At 69.5% G+C, this 18,173-nt stretch carries 21 protein-coding genes; 13 read left to right on the top strand and 8 right to left on the bottom strand.

Going from position 1 to position 18,173, the window contains the following annotated elements:
- On the bottom strand, window positions 1-451 hold a 451-nt coding region (locus ACLFOB_RS03215), incomplete at its 3' end, for a S1 RNA-binding domain-containing protein (protein ID WP_410924842.1).
- Between the two features lie 566 nt (window positions 452-1,017).
- On the opposite strand from ACLFOB_RS03215, the gene ACLFOB_RS03210 reads away from it, so the two are divergent.
- The 4 genes from ACLFOB_RS03210 (at window position 1,018) to ACLFOB_RS03195 (ending at window position 4,093) form a co-directional block, all read left to right on the top strand.
- Window positions 1,018-2,187, top strand: a complete 1,170-nt coding sequence (locus ACLFOB_RS03210) for an L-lactate dehydrogenase (protein ID WP_410924840.1) — start codon at window positions 1,018-1,020, stop codon at window positions 2,185-2,187.
- Window positions 2,188-2,318: 131 nt separating this feature from the next.
- Window positions 2,319-3,080 (top strand): imidazole glycerol phosphate synthase subunit HisF, encoded by a 762-nt coding sequence (gene hisF, locus ACLFOB_RS03205; RefSeq protein ID WP_410915769.1) that lies wholly within the window; start codon window positions 2,319-2,321, stop codon window positions 3,078-3,080.
- Window positions 3,077-3,391 (top strand): phosphoribosyl-ATP diphosphatase, encoded by a 315-nt coding sequence (locus ACLFOB_RS03200; RefSeq protein WP_410915768.1) that lies wholly within the window; start codon window positions 3,077-3,079, stop codon window positions 3,389-3,391. The genes hisF and ACLFOB_RS03200 overlap by 4 nt, the downstream gene beginning before the upstream one ends.
- 93 nt (window positions 3,392-3,484) lie before the next feature.
- Entirely contained in the window at window positions 3,485-4,093 is a 609-nt protein-coding gene (locus ACLFOB_RS03195) for a flavin reductase family protein (RefSeq protein ID WP_410924839.1), read from the top strand.
- Window positions 4,094-4,096: 3 nt separating this feature from the next.
- On the opposite strand, the gene ACLFOB_RS03190 is transcribed toward ACLFOB_RS03195, so the two are convergent.
- Window positions 4,097-4,345 carry an accessory factor UbiK family protein gene (locus ACLFOB_RS03190; protein ID WP_410915766.1) on the bottom strand — a complete coding sequence of 83 codons (249 nt, stop codon included), beginning with the start codon at window positions 4,343-4,345 and terminating at the stop codon, window positions 4,097-4,099.
- Window positions 4,346-4,496: 151 nt separating this feature from the next.
- On the opposite strand from ACLFOB_RS03190, the gene lgt reads away from it, so the two are divergent.
- The 4 genes from lgt to ACLFOB_RS03170 all read left to right on the top strand — a co-directional run bounded on the left by lgt (window position 4,497) and on the right by ACLFOB_RS03170 (window position 8,621).
- A complete protein-coding gene (gene lgt, locus ACLFOB_RS03185; RefSeq protein WP_410915765.1) occupies window positions 4,497-5,399 on the top strand; it encodes a prolipoprotein diacylglyceryl transferase in 903 nt (300 codons plus the stop codon).
- On the top strand, window positions 5,396-6,463 hold the full coding sequence (locus ACLFOB_RS03180) for a class I SAM-dependent methyltransferase (RefSeq protein WP_410924838.1): 1,068 nt from the start codon (window positions 5,396-5,398) through the stop codon (window positions 6,461-6,463). Before lgt ends, ACLFOB_RS03180 begins: the two co-directional genes overlap by 4 nt.
- Window positions 6,460-7,215 carry a peptidoglycan editing factor PgeF gene (gene pgeF / locus ACLFOB_RS03175; protein WP_410924836.1) on the top strand — a complete coding sequence of 252 codons (756 nt, stop codon included), beginning with the start codon at window positions 6,460-6,462 and terminating at the stop codon, window positions 7,213-7,215. The genes ACLFOB_RS03180 and pgeF overlap by 4 nt, the downstream gene beginning before the upstream one ends.
- Before the next feature lie 620 nt (window positions 7,216-7,835).
- Window positions 7,836-8,621, top strand: coding sequence for a Hint domain-containing protein (locus ACLFOB_RS03170; protein ID WP_410915762.1), 786 nt, complete (start codon window positions 7,836-7,838; stop codon window positions 8,619-8,621).
- 4 nt (window positions 8,622-8,625) lie between these two features.
- On the opposite strand, the gene ACLFOB_RS03165 is transcribed toward ACLFOB_RS03170, so the two are convergent.
- Window positions 8,626-9,126, bottom strand: coding sequence for an Lrp/AsnC family transcriptional regulator (locus tag ACLFOB_RS03165; protein ID WP_410915761.1), 501 nt, complete (start codon window positions 9,124-9,126; stop codon window positions 8,626-8,628).
- 194 nt (window positions 9,127-9,320) lie between these two features.
- On the opposite strand from ACLFOB_RS03165, the gene trxB reads away from it, so the two are divergent.
- Both trxB and ACLFOB_RS03155 read left to right on the top strand, forming a co-directional pair.
- A complete protein-coding gene (gene trxB / locus ACLFOB_RS03160) occupies window positions 9,321-10,304 on the top strand; it encodes a thioredoxin-disulfide reductase (RefSeq protein ID WP_410924835.1) in 984 nt (327 codons plus the stop codon).
- Between the two features lie 207 nt (window positions 10,305-10,511).
- Window positions 10,512-12,215 carry a bifunctional sulfate adenylyltransferase/adenylylsulfate kinase gene (locus ACLFOB_RS03155; protein ID WP_410924833.1) on the top strand — a complete coding sequence of 568 codons (1,704 nt, stop codon included), beginning with the start codon at window positions 10,512-10,514 and terminating at the stop codon, window positions 12,213-12,215.
- A gap of 88 nt (window positions 12,216-12,303) precedes the next feature.
- Here ACLFOB_RS03155 and ACLFOB_RS03150 read toward each other — a convergent pair whose 3' ends face one another.
- Window positions 12,304-12,531, bottom strand: coding sequence for a DUF1150 family protein (locus ACLFOB_RS03150; RefSeq protein ID WP_410915758.1), 228 nt, complete (start codon window positions 12,529-12,531; stop codon window positions 12,304-12,306).
- Window positions 12,528-12,950, bottom strand: coding sequence for an Hsp20 family protein (locus tag ACLFOB_RS03145; RefSeq protein WP_410915757.1), 423 nt, complete (start codon window positions 12,948-12,950; stop codon window positions 12,528-12,530). The genes ACLFOB_RS03150 and ACLFOB_RS03145 overlap by 4 nt, the downstream gene beginning before the upstream one ends.
- A gap of 157 nt (window positions 12,951-13,107) precedes the next feature.
- Between ACLFOB_RS03145 and ACLFOB_RS03140 the strand changes: the two genes are divergently transcribed.
- The 3 genes from ACLFOB_RS03140 (at window position 13,108) to ACLFOB_RS03130 (ending at window position 14,967) form a co-directional block, all read left to right on the top strand.
- Window positions 13,108-13,332, top strand: coding sequence for a YdcH family protein (locus ACLFOB_RS03140; protein WP_410915756.1), 225 nt, complete (start codon window positions 13,108-13,110; stop codon window positions 13,330-13,332).
- A 71-nt stretch (window positions 13,333-13,403) separates the two neighbouring features.
- The gene (gene purE / locus ACLFOB_RS03135; RefSeq protein WP_410915755.1) at window positions 13,404-13,892 is read left to right on the top strand and encodes a 5-(carboxyamino)imidazole ribonucleotide mutase; all 489 of its coding nucleotides are present in this window, start codon (window positions 13,404-13,406) and stop codon (window positions 13,890-13,892) included.
- Window positions 13,885-14,967, top strand: a complete 1,083-nt coding sequence (locus ACLFOB_RS03130) for a 5-(carboxyamino)imidazole ribonucleotide synthase (RefSeq protein ID WP_410924831.1) — start codon at window positions 13,885-13,887, stop codon at window positions 14,965-14,967. The genes purE and ACLFOB_RS03130 overlap by 8 nt, the downstream gene beginning before the upstream one ends.
- 47 nt (window positions 14,968-15,014) lie before the next feature.
- Here ACLFOB_RS03130 and ACLFOB_RS03125 read toward each other — a convergent pair whose 3' ends face one another.
- Genes ACLFOB_RS03125 through ACLFOB_RS03115 form a run of 3 tightly spaced genes read right to left on the bottom strand, consistent with a single transcriptional unit; the run spans window position 15,015 to window position 18,081 of the window.
- Window positions 15,015-16,151, bottom strand: a complete 1,137-nt coding sequence (locus ACLFOB_RS03125) for an alpha-D-ribose 1-methylphosphonate 5-triphosphate diphosphatase (protein WP_410915753.1) — start codon at window positions 16,149-16,151, stop codon at window positions 15,015-15,017.
- Window positions 16,148-16,909, bottom strand: coding sequence for an esterase/lipase family protein (locus tag ACLFOB_RS03120; RefSeq protein ID WP_410915752.1), 762 nt, complete (start codon window positions 16,907-16,909; stop codon window positions 16,148-16,150). The genes ACLFOB_RS03125 and ACLFOB_RS03120 overlap by 4 nt, the downstream gene beginning before the upstream one ends.
- Window positions 16,910-16,968: 59 nt before the next feature.
- Window positions 16,969-18,081: a hypothetical protein gene (locus ACLFOB_RS03115; RefSeq protein WP_410924830.1), complete on the bottom strand. Its 1,113-nt coding sequence runs from the start codon at window positions 18,079-18,081 to the stop codon at window positions 16,969-16,971.
- Between the last annotated feature and the right edge of the window lie 92 nt (window positions 18,082-18,173).

Here is an 18,173-nt window from a genome sequence, read left to right as displayed (position 1 = left end):
GGCCGGCGTCGCGCACCGGGCGCACGTCGACCTGAGAGCCGGGCAGGAAGGCCACCGCGCCACCAAGGTCGACGGTGAAGCCGCCCTTGACCCGGCCGAAGATTGCACCCTCGACGCGGGCGTCGTCGGCATAGGCCTTTTCCAGGCGGTCCCAGGCCGCCTCGCGGCGGGCCATCTCGCGCGAGAGCACGGCTTCGCCGCGCGCGTTCTCGGGCGAGCGCAGATAGACCTCGACCTCGTCGCCGACGCTGATGTCGGGCGCTTCGCCGGGGCTTGCAAATTCCTTGAGATCGACGCGGCCTTCCATCTTGTAGCCGACGTCGATGATGGCCTGTCCCGCCTCGATGGCGATGACCTTGCCCTTGACGACACTGCCCTCGGTGGGCGTGTCCATTTCGAGGCTTTCGTTCAGGAGGGCCTCGAACTCCTCCATGCTTGTATTCTGAGCCATGTGGCTTTGGGTTTCCTTCGCTTCGGTTTCTCTGGCCTGGCGGTTGTCTCCGCCGGTCTTTCGACTGTTTCTGGCGTGCTCAAAATGAAAGAGGGCCGGTTGTGCCGACCCTGCCCGTCTCCACTTGCCTGACCGTCGCCTTCGTCTCGGGCTGTCACCGCCGTTCCGACAGCGTGTCTTTAACCGCTCGTCACACCCGTGACAAGCCCCGCGCGCCCGGCCCCGGCCGCGCGCCACCGCTTGCCTGCCCCGTGGACACCCGCCGCCCTCACCACGTCCCTCTTCGGGGAGACTGCCGCGCCGCGGTTCCGGGCACCGCAGCGCGGAGAGGTTTGAGCCCCGCGACGACGATCGGGGTCCGCGCTCGGAGCGCCCACCGGCGCCGCGGCAGAGGCGTCCGGGGCGCGCGCTGCGGTCTCGTGGCGGCAGCCCCGTTTCATGTCCACGGACCACGGTGTTATCCGTCCCTATCTGCCTGCGCCCGCTCACGCCCGCCGCGGGCGCCACGCTTGCCTGCGCCCCACCCCCTTGCTACTCCGCTTGCAGGCCGGAGGAGGAAGGCGCAGATGCCCGTCGTGACCACCATCGAGGACCTGCGGCAGCTCCACGCGCGCCGCGTGCCGCGGATGTTCTACGATTACGCCGACTCCGGCAGCTGGACCGAGCAGACCTATCGCGAGAACACCGAGGATTTCCGTCAGATCCGCCTGCGTCAACGCGTGGCGGTGGACATGTCGGGCCGCTCCACGGCGACCACGATGGTCGGGCAGGAGGTGGCGATGCCCGTGGCGCTGGCCCCCGTCGGGCTGACGGGGATGCAGCACGCCGACGGCGAGATCAAGGCGGCGCGCGCCGCCGAGCGGTTCGGCGTGCCCTTCACGCTCTCGACCATGTCGATCTGTTCCATCGAGGACGTGGCGGCGCATACCGATGTGCCCTTCTGGTTCCAGCTCTACACCATGAAGGACGAGGACTACGTGACCCGCCTGATCCAGCGGGCCAGGGATGCGAAATGCTCGGCGCTGGTGATCACGCTGGACCTGCAGATCCTGGGCCAGCGGCACAAGGACCTGAAGAACGGGCTCTCCGCGCCGCCGAAGCTCACGCCGAAGACCCTGCTGAACCTCGCCACCAAGTGGGGCTGGGGGATCGAGATGCTGTCGACCCGCCGGCGCGGGTTCGGCAACATCGTGGGCCACGTCTCGGGGATCACCGACCCGTCTTCGCTCATGGCCTGGACGAACGAGCAGTTCGATCCCACGCTCGACTGGGACAAGGTGAAGAAGATCCGCGACGCCTGGGACGGGCCGGTGATCCTGAAGGGCATCCTCGACGCAGAGGATGCGAAGGCCGCGCTCAACGTCGGGGCCGACGCGATCGTGGTCTCCAACCACGGCGGCCGGCAGCTTGACGGGGCGCTCAGTTCGATCCGCGCGCTGCCCTCGATCCTCGACGCGGTGGGCGACCGGATCGAGGTGCATCTCGACAGCGGCATCCGCTCGGGGCAGGACATATTGAAGGCGGTGGCGATGGGCGCGAAGGGCACCTGGATCGGCCGCGCCTTCGTCTACGGGCTGGGCGCGATGGGCCAGCAGGGCGTGACGCGCGCGCTGGAGATCCTGCACAAGGAGCTCGACGTCTCGATGGCGCTCTGCGGGCGGCGACGGGTCCAGGAACTCGACCGCGACGTGCTGCTGATCCCGCGTGATTTCGAAGGCAACTGGCAGACCGGCTGAGGCGGCGCACGCAAGGGGGCTCCGCCCCCGTCGGCTTCGCCGACTCCCCCGGGGTATTTCCTGCAAGAGGAAGGACCGGGCTGGCGCTGCGCAGGGCTGCGTGGCAGAGCAGGCACAGGAAGGATCGCACCATGCTCAAGACCCGTCTCATTCCCTGCCTGGACGTGGCCGATGGCCGCGTGGTGAAGGGCGTGAACTTCGTCGATCTGGTGGACGCGGGCGATCCTGTCGAGGCGGCCGTCGCCTATGACGCGGCTGGCGCGGACGAGCTTTGCTTTCTCGACATCAACGCCACGCATGAAAACCGCGGCACGATGTTCGACGTGGTGCGTCGCACGGCGGAGCATTGCTTCATGCCGCTGACCGTGGGCGGCGGGGTGAAAAGCCCCGAGGACGTGCGCGCGCTGCTGCTGGCAGGCGCCGACAAGGTCAGCTTCAACTCCGCCGCGGTGGCGGACCCCACGGTGGTGGCCCGTGCGGCGGACCGCTTCGGCAGCCAGTGCATCGTGGTGGCCATCGACGCCAAGCGGGTCGCGGCGGAAAGGTGGGAGATCTTCACCCACGGCGGACGGCGTGCGACCGGCATCGACGCGGTGGAGTTCGCCACGCGGGTCGCGCGCGAGGGCGCGGGCGAGATCCTGCTGACCTCGATGGACCGGGACGGCACGAAGGCGGGCTTCGACCTGTCGCTCACCCGCGCCATCGTCGACACCGTGGGTGTGCCGGTGATCGCGAGCGGCGGGGTGGGCACGCTCGACCATCTGGTCGAGGGGGTCACGAAGGGCGGCGCGAGCGCGGTGCTCGCCGCCTCGATCTTTCACTTCGGCACCCACTCCATCGCAGAGGCCAAGGCGCACATGGCCGCGGCCGGCATCCCGATGAGGGCGGCATGAGCGTGCTGGAGCGGCTGGCAGACACGATCGCGGCGCGCAGGGGTGCGGACCCGGACGGGTCGTGGACCGCGAAGCTTCTGGCGCAGGGGCCGGAGACATGCGCCGCGAAGTTCGGCGAGGAGGCGGTGGAGGCGGTGATCGAGGCGGTCCGGGGCGACCGCGCCCGCCTGACGGCGGAAGCCGCGGACGTGCTCTATCACCTGCTGGTCATGCTGGCCGCGCTTGACGTGACGCTGGACGAGGTGCTGGCCGAACTGGAACGCCGCGAGGGGCGCTCGGGTCTGGAGGAAAAGGCCGCGCGCCCGCGCTGAGACGCGCAGCCGCCCTGCGGGCACGCACGGGACCGGGGGTGGCGCGTGGCGGACCGGCGCGGTAACTGTCCGCGCGCCGCAAGGAGAGACCGCATGTTCTACCGCCCCGAGGACGGCCACGGCCTGCCGCACAACCCGTTCAACGCGATCATCACGCCGCGGCCCATCGCCTGGGTCTCGAGCCGCGACCGCGACGGGGTGGACAACCTCGCGCCCTACTCCTTCTTCAACGGGGTGGCCTATGTGCCGCCGCAGATCATGTTCGCCTCGACCGGGGCGAAGCCCGACCGGGGCGACACGAAGGACAGCCTTGCCAACATCCGCGACACCGGGGTCTTCTGCGTCAATATCGTGGAATACGCCATGCGCGAGGCGATGAACCTGAGTTCGCAGACCCTGCCGCGCGAGGTGGACGAATTTGCCCACGCCGGCGTGGACCGCACGCCCTGCGAGGTGATCGATTGCGCCAGGGTGAAGGGCGCGCCGGCGGCGCTGGAATGCCGGCTCACGAAGATCGAGACGTTGCCGGGCAAGACCAACTACGTGGTCTTCGGCGAGGTGGTGGGCATCCACCTGCGCGACGACTGCCTTGTCGACGGCATCTTCGATGTCTCGCGATACCAGCCGCTGTCGCGGCTGGGCTATCGCGACTACACGCGGGTCACGGAAGTCTTTGCCATGCCGCGCCCCGACGACCTGTAAGGCTCAGCCGGAAAGCTTCGCCTCCAGCGCCTCGATCCGGGCCTTCAGCGCCTCGTTCTCCTCGCGCGCCTTCTGTGCCATCGCGCGGACGGCATCGAATTCCTCGCGCGTGACGAAATCGCGATCGGCCAGCCAGCGGTCGATCATCGAGTTCATCGCGGTCTGCGCCTCTTCCCGCGCGCCCTGCGCCACGCCCATGGCGTTGGTCATCAGCTGCGAGACATCGTCGAACACCTTGCTGCGGCTCTGCATCTGTCACTCCGGCATTGCAATTCGTTCCCTATATGGCGGCACGCCGGCGCCGGCTCAAGGCACAGCCCGACGAAGAGGCCCGCAAGGGCCGATAAGTCGCGGACCCGTGCCTGCTTGACGAGAGGCGGGGCACAGGGCACCAGTGGCGCCGATGCTGGCCATGATCCCCTTCCCCGACATCTCGCCCGAGCTCTTTTCCGTGGAGCTTTTCGGGATGGAGTTCGCGCTGCGCTGGTATGCGCTGGCCTATATCGTGGGCATCGTGATCGGCTGGCGCATGGCCGTGATGGCGGTGAACCGCCCCCGCCTCTGGCCCGGCGGGACCGCGCCGATGACCGCCGAACAGGTGGACGACCTGCTGACATGGGTGATCCTTGGCGTGATCCTGGGCGGGCGGCTGGGCTTCGTGCTGTTCTACCGTCCCGAATACTACCTGCAGAACCCCGGCGAGATCCTGATGGTCTGGCAGGGCGGCATGGCCTTTCATGGCGGCCTTCTGGGCGTGGCGATCGCCGCGGGCCTGTGGTGCTGGCGCAACGGCGTGGCGCCGCTCAGCGCGGCCGATGTCATGGCCTTCGCGACGCCGCCCGCGCTGCTGCTGGGGCGCATCGCGAATTTCATCAACGCGGAACTCTGGGGCCGGCCCACCGACCTGCCCTGGGGCGTGGTCTTTCCCGGCGCGGCGGCGCAAGCCTGCGGGCAGCCGGTGGGCGAGCTTTGCGCGCGCCACCCCTCGCAGCTTTACGAGGCGGCGCTGGAGGGGCTGATCCTTGGCCTCGTGCTGATCTGGCTGGTGTGGCGGCGCGGCGGGTTCCGCCGGCCCGGGTTCGTCACCGGCGTGTTCCTTGCCGGGTACGGGCTGGGCCGCTTCCTGGTGGAATTCGTGCGCCAGCCCGATCCGCAGTTCGTGTCCGAGGGCAACCCGCTGGGCCTTGCCTGGCATGTCGGCGGCTGGGGGCTGACGATGGGGCAGATCCTGTCGCTGCCGATGCTGCTGGGCGGTCTGGCGCTCGCCGTCTGGGCGGTCAGGCGGGGGCGGCCCGCCGCGGCATGACGCCGCTGGGCGCTCGGATCGCGGCGCGGATCGCGGCCGAGGGGCCGATTTCGGTGGCGGACTACATGGCGGAGTGCCTGCTGCATCCCGAGTTCGGCTACTACGCCACGCGCGACCCGCTGGGCGCGGCGGGGGATTTCATCACCGCGCCCGAGATCAGCCAGATGTTCGGCGAGATGCTGGGGCTGGCGCTGGGGCAGGCCTGGGCCGACCAGGGTGCACCGGCGCGAATCGTTCTGGCAGAACTTGGACCCGGGCGCGGCACGCTGATGGCCGACATGCTGCGCAGCCTGCGGGCGGTGCCGGGGTTTCTCGACGCGGCAGAGGTGCACCTGGTCGAGGCCTCGCCCAGGCTCGCCGCGCGCCAGCGCGAGGCGCTTCAGGAGCATGACGTAGTCTGGCATGGCGCGGCGGGCGATCTGCCCCGGGACGCACCCCTTTTCCTTGTCGCCAACGAGTTCTTCGATGCCTTGCCGATCCGGCAGTTCATGCGCGCCGAGGGCACCGACTGGCGCGAGCGGCGGGTGGGGCTGCGCGACGGGCGGCTTGCCCTGGGTCTTGCCGGGCCCGCGCCGCAGCCGGCGCTCGCGCACCGGCTGGACGACACCGCGCCCGGCGAGGTGGTGGAGCTTTGCCCCGCCCTGCCCGCCATCGCGGCGGAGATCGGCGCGCGGATCGAGCGCAACGGCGGCGCGGCGCTGATCCTCGACTACGGCGGCTGGCGCTCGCGCGGCGACACGCTGCAGGCGGTCGCGGCGCATGGCTTTGCGGACCCGCTGGCGGCGCCGGGCGAGGCCGACCTCACCGCGCATGTGGATTTCGAGGCCATCGCGCGGGCGGCGCCCTGCGCGCATGCCCGCCTGACGCCGCAGGGCGTCTTTCTGGAGCGCCTCGGCATCACGGCGCGTGCCCGGCTTCTCGTCCGCGGGCTGACGGGGGCGGCTCTGGAGAGCCATGTCGCGGCGCATCGGCGGTTGACCCACCCGGATGAAATGGGAACGCTCTTCAAGTGCCTCGCGCTCTATCCCAGCCGGGCCGCGCCGCCCCCCGGAGTCGATCCATGACGCTCGAGATCCTGACCGCCGACGCGCTCGCGCCGCTGCGCCACGGCTTCTTCACCCGGCGCGGCGGGGCCTCGTCGGGAGTCTTTGCAGGGCTCAATTGCGGGCCGGGATCCTCCGACCAGGCAGAGGTCGTGGCGCTGAACCGCGCGCGGGCGGCTCAGGCGATGCAGGTCGCGCCCGAGCGCCTCGTTACCCTGCATCAGGTGCACTCGGCCGAGGTCGTCACGATCGATGCGCCGCCCGAGGAACGGCCGCGCGCCGACGGTCTGGTCACGCGCGCCCCGGGCCTTGCGCTGGGCGTGCTGACGGCGGACTGCATGCCCGTGCTGTTCGCGGATCCCGAAGCCGGCGTGATCGGCGCGGCGCACGCCGGCTGGCGCGGCGCGCGCGACGGTATTCTGGAGGCGACGCTGGCGGCGATGGTGTCCGAGGGCGCTTGGACATCGCGTGTCGTCGCGGTGATCGGCCCCTCGATCAGTCAGGGCGCCTACGAGGTAGGGCCCGAGTTCGTGGAAAGCTTCCTCGAGGAGGACCCCGAGAACGCGCGCTTCTTTGCCTCGGGAGCGGGCGACCGCGCGCTTTTCGACCTGCCCGCCTATGGTCTTGCACGGCTGCGCGCGGCCGGCGTGGGACACGCCGAGTGGACGCGGCACTGCACCTACGCCGATCCCGCGCGCTTCTACTCCTACCGCCGCGCGACCCACGCGAAAGAGGCCGACTACGGCCGGCTCCTGGCCACCATCCGGCTCTAGGGAAGGCCGGGGTCAGCCCTGAAACACGGTCACACGGCAATGACTTGTGGCACACACCTCATGTGGGCGAGCGGGACGCGAAAGCGCCTGTCGATTGTCGCCGAACCGCCTCACACCTGCCCCAAACCAGCGTCAGACCCGATCAGGAGGCGCCAGGGCAGGCGCCCGGCCAGTCAGGAGAGACGCCATGAAAGCGCGCCACCGATTCATACAGGCCGTGATCCGGACCGCAGAGGCGCATCGGCACCTGCAGATGCCGTGGCAGCGAGGCCAGCGCCGCATCGCCGCCTCGCGCCGCCGTGCGGGTCAGTCTGCAGCGGCACTGAAGCGCGCCTGACGGCGCAAGGCGCGGAAGCCGCGTGATCGGGGCCGCCCGTCGATTCGGGCGGCCCTCGTCGTTTTCGGTCGGCGCCGGTGCGGCGCACACGCCCGATACCCGGCTTCTCGTGCAACAATCTCGACGGCGGGCACCGGATTGGCCACCCTGTCGCCCCAATTGCCGCAATCATTTGACAGCATTGTGGAAATATGGCTAATGTCGCACCCAACAAAGGCAGACCCGTCCGTCTGCGATCGCTGGTGGGGGCCGGCGCGGATGTGACCAACCTTCGGGTGATCACATGACGACCCTACACCGCCGCGGCATGGCCGCGGGACAAGTTTCAACCGTGCCGGCCCCTGAGGGCCGGTTTGCTCGGGCAGACAGGCGGCCTCGGCGCGACTCCTCTCTCTCGCGCAGGATCGAGGTCGCCTCTCTCCTGCCCGACGGCACCTCGCGGATCACCCAGCACACGGTTCCCGATCACCCCCTGTTCCTCGAATCCGCGGGAGCTCTGGCGCGCGGCACCGTGGTGCGCTCCACCCGGGGGCCGGTCGCCATCGAAGACCTGCTGCCCGGGGATGAACTGCCCTGCAAGGGCGGGCGCACCGGCCGGGTTCTCTGGATCGGCTCGACGTTGCTTGCGCCCACCGCGCCCGGCAGCCTCACGGCGCTCACGCGGATTGTTCCGGACGCCTTCGGCGCGGGCCGTCCCGCGACCGACGTGCTGGCCGGCCCGGCCGCACGCCTGCTGCACGCCCAACCCACGCTTGCCTCGCTCACGGGAGCGGCGGAGGTGCTGACGCCGCTGCGCGACTTCGTCGATGGCGAAAGCGCCGTCGCGGTGACGCCGCCCGGACCGGTGCGGACCTACCACATCCTGCTGGCGCGCCACGCGGTGTTCGAGGCGGGCGGTCTCATGGTCGAAAGCTTGCATCCCGGTCTGCGCGCGGCGGAAACGCTTGGGCCGACGCTCCGGCCGCTTTTCCTGTCGCTTTTCCCGCACCTGAGCGACCTTGCCGAATTCGGCGCGATCTGTGCGCCGCGCGTCTCGGGCGAAACGCTGACGCGGCTGACCGCCGCCTGAGGCGTCAGGCCGACCGGCTCAGCCGGTCCTCGAGAATGCCGAAGGGCACGCCCGGCTCCTCCTTGGCGGCGCGTATGACGAGCGATGTCTTGACGCTGGCCACGTTCTCGGCCGCGGTCAGCTCGCCCGTCAGGAAGCTCTGGAAGGTGGAGAGGTCGGGCGAGACGCACTTGAGGACGAAATCCACCTCGCCGTTCAGCATGTGGCACTCGCGCACCAGCGGCCAGGCGCGGCATCGGTCCTCGAAGGCCACCAGGTCGGCCTCGGCCTGGCTGACCAGCCCCACCATGACGAAGACCTGGACCTCGAAGCCAAGCTCGCGCGCGTCCACCCTGGCGTGGTAGCCCCGGATGTAGCCCTGTTCCTCCAGCGTGCGGACGCGGCGCAGGCAGGGCGGCGCCGAGATGCCGACGCGGCGCGCAAGTTCGACGTTGGTCATCCGCCCGTCGGCCTGCAATTCCGCGAGAATTTTCCGGTCGATCGGATCGAGCCGCGAACCCGGCATCCTGCCCTCCCCTCGGTTTGCGGTTCTTATAGCGGCCAATACACCACGGGCAATATTGTTTCGCCGCGGCGCAACATTCTTAGCCTGCGGGGTCGGACAATCTGACGCGACGACGAGCATCGGCGCAGCTGCGGCCTTTCTCTGACGGGCGGCATGGCATATATGCTCGCTTCCGAATGAATGGAGGTCGGCACATGGGCGAGAAAAGGCACACACGGCTACTGATCATCGGCTCGGGTCCCGCGGGCTATACTGCCGGTGTCTATGCCGCGCGCGCCATGCTGGAGCCCCTGCTGGTGCAGGGGATCGAGCCGGGCGGACAACTGACCACCACGACCGAGGTCGAGAACTGGCCCGGCGACACCGAGGTGCAGGGCCCCGACCTGATGGTGCGGATGGAGGCCCACGCGCAGGCCATGGGTTGCGAGATCGTGGGCGACATCATCACCGACCTGGACCTGTCGCGCCGGCCCTTCACCGCAAAGGGCGACAGCGGCACGACCTACACCGCCGAGGCGGTGATCCTGGCGACCGGCGCACGCGCGAAATGGCTGGGCCTGCCCTCGGAGGAGAAGTTCAAGGGCTTCGGCGTCTCGGCCTGCGCCACCTGCGACGGCTTCTTCTACCGCGGGCAGGAAATCGTGGTCATCGGCGGCGGCAACACGGCCGTCGAAGAGGCGCTGTTTCTCACGAATTTCGCGTCCAAGGTCACGCTGATCCATCGCCGCGACGAGTTGCGCGCGGAAAAGGTGCTGCAGGACCGGCTGTTCAGGAACCCGAAGATCGAGACGCTGTGGTTCCACACGCTGGAAGAGATCGTCGGCACAGAAGATCCGCTGGGCGTCGAGGGCGTGCGCGTCAAGGATGTTCGCACCGGCGCCGTGACGGAGATCCCGGCCAAGGGCGTCTTCATCGCCATCGGCCATGCACCGGCGAACGAACTGGTGAAGGACGTGCTCGAAACGCACCACGGCGGCTACGTCAAGGTCGAGCCCGGCAGCACGCGCACCTCGATTCCAGGTGTCTTCGCGGCGGGCGACATCACCGATCACATCTATCGCCAGGCCGTCACCAGCGCCGGGATGGGCTGCATGGCAGCACTCGATGCCGAGAAATTCCTCGCCGAACAGGGCCAGGCCGAGGGCGCGCAGGCGGAGGACACGCAGGCCGCCGAATAGCTTCGTTCGGCACGGCGGATCTGTTTCCCGCGCGGGGCTGCCGCGAGGGCCTTTCGATGCCGGTCGGCGGCAACGGTGGCAGCGCAGCGCCGACCGTGGCGGACCGGTCACATGACCGGGACGCAGCAGCTTGCGTCAGCAAAACGACCGGTCCACAGAGCGGTTGATGCATTTCCGGGCCCCGTGCCGTACGATGAAAGACTGGTCATGACCGAAAACCTCACCCCCCTGCCGGAACTCTACGTGTCCTCCGAGAGCGCCCAGAAACTGAAGGCCGAAGCGGCAGAGCTCGTGAGCTGGGACCTGACTCCGCGGCAGATCTGCGATCTCGAACTGCTGATGAACGGGGGGTTCTTTCCGCTGAAGGGGTTCCTCGGCCAGGCGGACTATGAGGCGGTGGTCGAGACGATGCGGCTGGCAGACGGTTCGCTCTGGCCGATGCCGATCACGCTGGATGTGTCCGAAGCCTTCGCGGAGAAGATCGCACCCGGACAGGACATCGCGCTGCGCGACCAGGAGGGCGTCATCCTCGCCACCATGACGGTGACCGACAAGTGGTCGCCCGACAAGGCGCGCGAGGCGGAGAAGGTGTTCGGTGCCGACGACGCGGCGCATCCGGCCGTCAACTATCTGCACAACACCGCCGGCCCTGTCTATCTGGGCGGTCCGGTCACCGGCATCCAGACGCCCGTGCACTACGATTTCCGCGGTCGCCGCGACACGCCGAACGAGCTGCGCGCGCGCTTCCGCAAGCTGGGATGGCGGCGCGTGGTCGCCTTCCAGACGCGCAACCCGCTGCACCGCGCCCATCAGGAACTGACCTTCCGGGCCGCGCGCGAGGCACAGGCGAATCTGCTGATCCACCCCGTGGTCGGCATGACCAAGCCCGGCGATGTCGATCACTTCACGCGCGTGCGCTGCTACGAGGCGGTGCTCGACAAGTATCCCGCCGCCACCACGACCATGTCGCTGCTGAACCTTGCCATGCGGATGGCCGGCCCGCGCGAGGCGGTTTGGCACGGGCTCATCCGCCGCAACCATGGCTGCACCCATTTCATCGTCGGACGGGACCACGCGGGCCCCGGCAAGAACAGCCAGGGCGAGGATTTCTACGGACCCTACGATGCGCAGGAGCTTTTCCGCGAACACCAGGCGGAAATCGGCATCGAGATGGTCGACTTCAAGCACATGGTCTATGTGCAGGAGCGCGCGCAATACGAGGCCGCCGACGAGATCGAGGAGGGCGCAACCGTCCTCAACATTTCCGGCACGGAGCTGCGGCGGCGCCTGCGCGAGGGGCTGGAGATCCCCGAGTGGTTCTCGTTTCCGGAGGTCGTGCGCGAGTTGCGCCGCCGCTATCCGCCGCGCTCGCAGCAGGGCTTCACCGTGTTCTTCACCGGCTTCTCGGGCTCGGGCAAGTCCACGATCGCCAACGCGCTGATGATCAAGCTGATGGAGATGGGCGACCGCCCGGTGACGCTGCTCGATGGCGACATCGTGCGCAAGAACCTCAGTTCAGAGCTGGGCTTTTCCAAGGAGCATCGCGACCTCAACATCCGCCGTATCGGCTATGTCGCGAGCGAGATCACCAAGAACGGCGGCATCGCGATCTGCGCCCCCATCGCGCCCTACGCGGCGACCCGCCGCGCCGTGCGCGAGGAGATCGAGCAATACGGCGCCTTCGTCGAGGTGCATGTCGCCACCAGCCTCGAGGAATGCGAGCGGCGCGACCGCAAGGGCCTCTACAAGCTGGCGCGCGAGGGCAAGATCAAGGAGTTCACCGGCATCTCGGACCCCTACGACGTGCCCGATGCCCCGGAACTGCGTGTCGACACCGAGGGCCTCGACGTGGACAACTGCGCCCACCAGGTCCTGCTGAAGCTCGAGTCGATGGGGCTCATTGCCGGCTGAGGCCGAGCCTCGAAGGGCCGCTCATCGCGCCCTTGCAGGCGCTCTTCGCGAAGAGGCCCGTTCAGGGCCGATGAGCGGCCTGCAGCCGTCAATGCACGGTGACGGGCGCGAGGTCGTTCTGGCGGGCCAGCACGAAGGCCAGCTGGCGATCGCGCACGAGCGCGAGGCGCTCGCCGTCTTCGGCGTGCACGGCATAGAGCGTGTCGATGCCGCTGGCCTGCTCACGCACCTCTTCGGGCAGGTCGGCCACCTTGACGGACCGGACATACACGATCCGCCGATCCTCGGCCGCGCCGAAATCGAATCTCTCGTTCATTTCGCTCCCCCTTTTCTGATGCTGATCGTCTGGACGACGCTTTCGGGCCGCTCCCGCGCAAGGTCGATGTGCAGCAGCCCGTTCTCCATCACGGCCTCGCCCACCTCGACGCCTTCGGCCAGAACGAAACTGCGCTGGAACTGCCGCGCGGCGATCCCGCGATGCAGGAACACCCTGTCGTCGCAATCCTCCGCCTGCCGCCCACGGATCACGAGTTGCCGGTCCTCGACCGTGATCGACAGATCCTGCTCGGAAAATCCCGCAACGGCGAGCGTGATCCGCCAGGAACAGTCCGAGGTCTGTTCGATATTGTAAGGGGGATACCCGTCATTGCCAGTCTTTGCCGTGCGTTCGAGCAGCCGTTCCAGCTGATCGAAGCCCAGCATGTGGGGATAGGTCCCCAAGCCCATCTTGCTCATCGACACGTCCTGTTCAAAGCGACCGTCTGCTGCGCCGGCCCCGTTATGGCGACCGGGCGCAGCGGAAATATGGGGCCGGCCCACCACCCGCGCAAGGTCTTTGCGCCGGCCGGCCTCTGCGCTACTCTCGTCGCGGAATCCGACGGGAACACGCGCTATGAACGCCCCCTCCGACATGTCGATGAAGTCCGAGGAGATCCTCCGCCACGAGCTGGAGGTCTTCCGGCACGAGCATCGCGACCTCGACGAGGCGATCACCGCGCTGCAGGAACGCGGCACCGCCGACCGGCTGACGCTGCAGCGCCTGAAGAAGAAGAAGCTGCAGCTCAAGGACAGGATCGCCTACATCGAGGATCTGCTCTATCCCGACATCATCGCGTGACAGAAGCCCGGGCTGCGTTGCGCGTGGCTCCCCGATCTCTATAGTCGCGCTCTCGCAGCGCGGAGGAGCGAATGACCCAACCGCAGGTCGGCATCGTCATGGGCAGCCAGTCGGACTGGACCACCATGAAGGGCGCGGCAGGGATGCTGGACGCGCTGGACGTTCCCTACGAGGCGCGGATCGTGTCGGCCCACCGCACGCCCGACCGGCTCTGGGATTACGGCCGCTCGGCAGTCGGGCGCGGGCTCAAGGTGATCGTCGCGGGCGCCGGGGGGGCCGCGCATCTGCCCGGCATGCTGGCGTCCAAGACGCGCCTGCCGGTGATCGGCGTGCCGGTCGAGACCCGCGCGCTCAAGGGCGTGGACAGCCTTTATTCGATCCTCCAGATGCCGCGCGGCTATCCGGTGGCGACCATGGCGATCGGTGCGGCTGGCGCCGACAACGCGGGTCTGATGGCAGCGGAAATCCTCGCCCTCTCCGACCCCGACCTTGCCAACCGGCTGGAACGCTGGCGTGCAGATCTGACCGCGTCGATCCAGGAAGTGCCGCAGGATGAGTGACCCGCTCAAGCAAGGCTCCGTCATCGGCATCCTGGGCGGCGGACAGCTGGGCCGGATGCTCTCTGTCGCCGCGGGGCGGCTGGGCTACCGCTGCCACGTCTACGATCCTGCCCCCGCCCCGCCCGCGGGCGACCTGGCGCATGCCGTGACGACGGCGGGCTGGGACGACGCCGAGGCGCTGGCAGCCTTCGCACAAGGCTGCGCCGTGGTGACCTACGAGTTCGAGAACGTGCCTGCCCCCGCGCTCGACGCGGTCGAGGCCCATGCCCCCGTGCGCCCGGGCCGCCGCGCGCTGGAGGTCAGCCAGGACCGGCTGACGGAGAAGCGACTCCTGGCCGGGCTGGAGCTTGCCACCGCGCCCTTCGCGCCGGTGGCCGATGACGGCGAACTGGCGCTGGCGCTGGCAGAGATCGGCCTGCCCGCGATCCTCAAGACGCGGCGGCTCGGCTACGACGGCAAGGGGCAGGTGCGAATCGACCGCGCCGCCGACGCGCACGCAGCGCTCGAAGCGATGCAGGGGGCGCCCGCCATCCTCGAGCGGGTGGTGGACTTCTCGCGCGAGATCAGCGTGATCGCCGCCCGCGACCTTGCCGGCGACGTGGCGGCCTATGACCCGGGCGAGAACGAGCACCGCGAGGGCATCCTGCGCCGCACGACAGTGCCCGCGCGGATCTCGGCCTGGGAACGGGCGGATGCCGCGCTGATCGCGGGCAGGATCCTCAATGCGCTCGACTATAGCGGCGTGATCGGTGTGGAGCTTTTCGTGACGCCGCAGGGCCTTGTGGTCAACGAATTCGCGCCGCGCGTGCACAACTCGGGCCACTGGACACAGGCGGGCTGCGCGGTGGACCAGTTCGAGCAGCACATCCGCGCCATCGCGGGCTGGCCGCTGGGCGACGGCACGCGTCACGCGGACGTGGTGATGGAGAATCTGATCGGCCCGGAGGTGGAGGGGGTGACGGAGCTTGCCCGCAAGCCCGAGGTGTCGATCCATCTTTACGGAAAGGGCGCGGCGCGGCCCGGGCGCAAGATGGGGCACGTGAACCGGGTGACGGGGCCTGCTCATCGGCCCTGACGGGCCTCTTCGCGAGGAGCGCCCGCAAGGGCGCGACCGAGCGCACGTCAGTCCAGGAACCGCGCCGCTACCGCCCCCGCCATGTAGCGCGGCACGCCTGCGGCGAAGGTCGCGCCGACCCGCCCCGAGGCATCCAGCACCAACAGATCGGCGCGCAGGCCGGGCTCCAGACGCCCCCTGTCGGCAAGCCCCAGCATCGCCGCCGGCCGTTCGGAGATCAGCGCCCAGGCGGCGGCTAAGCCCAGCCGCGGTGCAAGCCTAAGCGCCGCCGCGCGCAGCGATGGCACATGGTAATCCGAGGCAAGCGCGGTCACGAGGCCCTGTTCCACAAGCTCTTCCGCCGCGACCTTGCCGTCGTGCGAGCCGCCACGCACGATGTTGGGGGCGCCCATCACCACCGGATCGCCCGCGGCCACCGCCGCCGCGGCGGCCTCTCGCGTTTCGGGAAACTCCGCGATCCGAACGCCCCGCGCGCGCCACGCGGCGCGATCGCCGGGCGTGCGGTCGTCATGGCTGCCCATCAGGACATCGCGTGCAGACAAGCGCGCGGCCAGCACGTCGAGCGCGGCAGGCACCTCTGGCCCGCGCGCGTGAAGCCGCTGCATCAGCGCCAGATGCGCCTCCGGGCTGCGGCCCGACTTGAGCGCCTGCCCGGCCAGGCGCGGTGGCTTGCGCCCCTCGGCAAGCCGGTCGTGCGGGAGGTGGTCGTTGAAGACCACGTAGCGCACGCGATGCGCCGCCACCGCCGCGTCCAGCGCGGCGTAGTCGTCCAGCAGATGCGTCTCGAATCGCAGTTGCGCGCGCAGGTCCGTGCCGCCGCCGTCGAAAGTCTCGAGCGCGGCGAGCAGGCGGCGCGCGAAGTCCGGCCCGCGCATCCCGCCCTCCCAGCTCCAGAACTGGGCGAGCACGGCGGTGGTGACGCCGTTGGCCGCGAAGTCCGCCTCTGCCGCGGCAAGGCCCGCGCCAAGGTCGGTCATCGCGCCCCGCCGCGGCGCCAGATGCCGCTCGAAGCCGTCACCATGCGCATCCACGATCCCCGGCAGAACGCGGAAGCCGGTCAGATCGACGCATCGGGCGTCCCCCGGCGCCTCTGCCAGGATCATCCCGTCCGCGACACAGAGGTCGCCCGGCGCGAGGCGCCCGTCCCGCAGCACCTCCGCGCCGCTCAGAAGCAGCGGCCTCATGGCGGGGGGGCCGCGCCGCAGGCGGGCATCACGCAGGCTTCCGGCAGCTTCGCCACCGCGTCGCCGAAGGTCATCGCATGATCGAAGCGCCCGGTCTCGAGGAAGGTCAGCACCTGCGCGATGACCAGCGGGCTGTTCATCATGAAGGTATGCGTCACCGGCAGGACGATGTGATCGGCCATTCCCTCGACCCGCGTGGAGGCGACCGCGACCTTGCCGTCGTCGGGGCCGTCGATGATCGTGGAAAAGAACGGGTTGAGCGACCGGTCGCCGGCGATCACGCCAAGCTCGAAGCGCACCGGCGGCAGGCTGGCGGGCAGCCCGTCGGTGCCCATCTGCGCGCCGGCGGGGCCGTTCAGCCACTCGAACAGCTCAAGGCCGCCCAGCGCATCGGCCAGATCGGTGCCCTGGTTGGGCGGGCCCAGCATCACCGCGCGGCTGCCCTCGGGCAGCGGATGCGTCTCCGCCCAGACCCGCAAGAGGATGCCGCCCATGGAGTGGGTCACGAAATGGGTTGGCTCGTCGCCGCAGCGCGCCAGCGCGCGGGGCAGCACCTCGCCCACCAGTTCCTGGACCGGAGCCTCCGTCGAGGCGTAGCCCGGCGTGACCACGCGGTAGCCCGAGCCCTTCAGCACCGTCTCCATCAACAGGAACGAGGCGTCGGAACGCGCCAGCCCGTGCAGCAGCACGACGCACTCCGCGCGCGCCGGAAGCGCGGGCAGAAGCAGCAGCAGGGCAAGGGCGGCAAGCCGGGACATGGCCGGCAGATAGGCGACCCCGGACCGGCGCGAAAGGACGCGCCGGCCGCAACGCGCCGTCAATACGCCCGGCCCAGGAAGCGCGGGCGGAACAGCTTTTCCGCGATCGCGCCCAGCCCCGCGAGCGACAGTGCCAGCGCGAAGAGCCAGCCGAGGAAGGGGATCGCGGCCACGATCCCGGCCACAAGCGCGCCGACCCCGGCCGACAGCGCCCTTTCCCCGATGCTGCCGGGCTCCGGCCGGCCGAAGGCCATCAGAAGCCCGACGCCGAAGGAATAGACCCCCACGACATAGCCCGCGACGGCCGCGACCATGGCCAGCAGCACGAAGGCCGGAATGGCGAAGATGCCGATGATGGTCATGGCGAAGACCACCATTCCGCCCACGATCACCGACTGCGCGAGAAAGCCCACCCAGAGCGACCCGAAGGGCGCGGCCAGCAGGCGGCGCCGCATCTCGGCCAGCGCCTCGGGGATCAGCGCCGCAACGAGCGTGGCAAGCGCGGTAAGCCCGAGGATCCCGGCGAGGAAGCTCGCCAGCACCCGGCCCGCGTCGACGGGCCGGAAGTCTTCCATCGGCGACTCCCACTCCTCGACCTCGCGGCGGGTGATGCGGTCTTCGGCGATCACGCTGGCCGGCACCTCCGCCGCCTCGCCCTCTGCCTCGTAGAGGAACAGCTGCCCGCCGATCCGGGCGCCGTTCTCGAATTCGATCTCGCGCGCGGCGATGTGCATTTCACCCTCCACCTCGGCCTCGAGCACGACGCGCTCTGCGGTGACGGCGGCGTAGCCCGCGACCGGCCCCTCGATCCGCACCTCGGAGCCGGTGGCGCGCAGGTCGCCGCCGATCTCGCCCGTCTCGATCCGATATCCGAGCAGCGAGGCATCGCCGGAGACCGGGGCGGTCAGGGCGACATACATCCCGGCGGCATGGACGTCGCCGGCCACGGGCGCCGTGACCTTGACGTTGCGCCCCGCGATCATGGCGTTGCCGCCAAGCGCCGCGGCGCTTTCCACCGTCTCGCCCGCCATCAGCAGGTCGTCGGCGCCCTCTGCCGCGTGCCTCACCGTCTGTCCGGCGGTGAAGACGTCGCCGCCGACGGTCTGCGCGACCGTATCCCCCGACTGCGCCACCGCGCCGCCCGCCAGACCGAGCGACAGAATCGTTACCATCGCGCGAATCATCGGCTTCACTCCCTTGCCGGATAACGCCGTGAGTTTATGCGTGCCGCGTGGCAGCCACCTTGCGCGGGATCAAGGCGGCC

Source organism: Rhodosalinus sp., from assembly GCF_046542825.1.
Taxonomy (GTDB): domain Bacteria; phylum Pseudomonadota; class Alphaproteobacteria; order Rhodobacterales; family Rhodobacteraceae; genus Rhodosalinus.
The sequence above is the reverse complement of the archived record's forward strand: the minus strand, read 5'-3'. Positions and strand labels throughout refer to the sequence as shown.

Bases quoted from the DNA above. Each gene is read 5' to 3' on its own strand.
- ACLFOB_RS03210 (WP_410924840.1), top strand. From the start codon at position 1,018: ATGCCCGTCGTGACCACCATCGAGGACCTGCGGCAGCTCCACGCGCGC.
- hisF (WP_410915769.1), top strand. From the start codon at position 2,319: ATGCTCAAGACCCGTCTCATTCCCTGCCTGGACGTGGCCGATGGCCGC.
- ACLFOB_RS03200 (WP_410915768.1), top strand. From the start codon at position 3,077: ATGAGCGTGCTGGAGCGGCTGGCAGACACGATCGCGGCGCGCAGGGGT.
- ACLFOB_RS03195 (WP_410924839.1), top strand. From the start codon at position 3,485: ATGTTCTACCGCCCCGAGGACGGCCACGGCCTGCCGCACAACCCGTTC.
- ACLFOB_RS03190 (WP_410915766.1), bottom strand. From the start codon at position 4,345: ATGCAGAGCCGCAGCAAGGTGTTCGACGATGTCTCGCAGCTGATGACC.
- lgt (WP_410915765.1), top strand. From the start codon at position 4,497: ATGCTGGCCATGATCCCCTTCCCCGACATCTCGCCCGAGCTCTTTTCC.
- ACLFOB_RS03180 (WP_410924838.1), top strand. From the start codon at position 5,396: ATGACGCCGCTGGGCGCTCGGATCGCGGCGCGGATCGCGGCCGAGGGG.
- pgeF (WP_410924836.1), top strand. From the start codon at position 6,460: ATGACGCTCGAGATCCTGACCGCCGACGCGCTCGCGCCGCTGCGCCAC.
- ACLFOB_RS03170 (WP_410915762.1), top strand. From the start codon at position 7,836: ATGACGACCCTACACCGCCGCGGCATGGCCGCGGGACAAGTTTCAACC.
- ACLFOB_RS03165 (WP_410915761.1), bottom strand. From the start codon at position 9,126: ATGCCGGGTTCGCGGCTCGATCCGATCGACCGGAAAATTCTCGCGGAA.
- trxB (WP_410924835.1), top strand. From the start codon at position 9,321: ATGGGCGAGAAAAGGCACACACGGCTACTGATCATCGGCTCGGGTCCC.
- ACLFOB_RS03155 (WP_410924833.1), top strand. From the start codon at position 10,512: ATGACCGAAAACCTCACCCCCCTGCCGGAACTCTACGTGTCCTCCGAG.
- ACLFOB_RS03150 (WP_410915758.1), bottom strand. From the start codon at position 12,531: ATGAACGAGAGATTCGATTTCGGCGCGGCCGAGGATCGGCGGATCGTG.
- ACLFOB_RS03145 (WP_410915757.1), bottom strand. From the start codon at position 12,950: ATGAGCAAGATGGGCTTGGGGACCTATCCCCACATGCTGGGCTTCGAT.
- ACLFOB_RS03140 (WP_410915756.1), top strand. From the start codon at position 13,108: ATGAACGCCCCCTCCGACATGTCGATGAAGTCCGAGGAGATCCTCCGC.
- purE (WP_410915755.1), top strand. From the start codon at position 13,404: ATGACCCAACCGCAGGTCGGCATCGTCATGGGCAGCCAGTCGGACTGG.
- ACLFOB_RS03130 (WP_410924831.1), top strand. From the start codon at position 13,885: ATGAGTGACCCGCTCAAGCAAGGCTCCGTCATCGGCATCCTGGGCGGC.
- ACLFOB_RS03125 (WP_410915753.1), bottom strand. From the start codon at position 16,151: ATGAGGCCGCTGCTTCTGAGCGGCGCGGAGGTGCTGCGGGACGGGCGC.
- ACLFOB_RS03120 (WP_410915752.1), bottom strand. From the start codon at position 16,909: ATGTCCCGGCTTGCCGCCCTTGCCCTGCTGCTGCTTCTGCCCGCGCTT.
- ACLFOB_RS03115 (WP_410924830.1), bottom strand. From the start codon at position 18,081: ATGGTAACGATTCTGTCGCTCGGTCTGGCGGGCGGCGCGGTGGCGCAG.